The following is a 501-nucleotide window of genomic DNA, read 5'->3' on the forward strand; positions in this document are numbered from 1 at the left end:
CGCGCCCGCTTCGCGCATCATTTCGACGATCTTGAGGCTGGTGGTGCCGCGTACGATCGAATCGTCGATCAGCACGACGCGCTTGCCCTTGATCAGCGCGCGATTGGCGTTGTGCTTCAGCTTCACGCCCAAGTGGCGGACCTTGTCGCCCGGCTGGATGAAGGTGCGGCCGACATAATGGTTGCGGATGATGCCGAGCTCGAACGGAACGCCGGAATGCTGGCTGTAGCCGACCGCGGCAGGCACGCCGGAATCCGGCACCGGCACGACGACGTCGATCGGCACGTGGCTCTCGCGGGCCAGCTGCGCACCGAACGCCTTGCGCACCTCGTAGACCGAGCGGCCGTGGACGATGGAGTCCGGACGGGAGAAATAGATGTATTCGAAGATGCAGGGACGCGGCGCCATCGGCGGGAACGGCTTGTGGATGTCCTGGCCGTGCTCGTCGAACACGATGACTTCGCCGGGCTCGATGTCGCGCACGAACCGCGCGCCGATGAT

At 65.1% G+C, this 501-nt stretch carries 1 protein-coding gene; it reads right to left on the reverse strand.

Annotated features, from left to right (window positions below; translation table 11 throughout):
* Nucleotides 1–501, reverse strand: a 501-nt coding sequence (locus tag AACY52_RS30300) for a phosphoribosyltransferase family protein (RefSeq protein ID WP_339561377.1), incomplete at both ends; no start/stop codon positions are given.

Source organism: Pseudomonas sp. EA_65y_Pfl1_P113 (assembly GCF_963970525.1).
Lineage (GTDB): Bacteria > Pseudomonadota > Gammaproteobacteria > Pseudomonadales > Pseudomonadaceae > Aquipseudomonas > Aquipseudomonas tritici.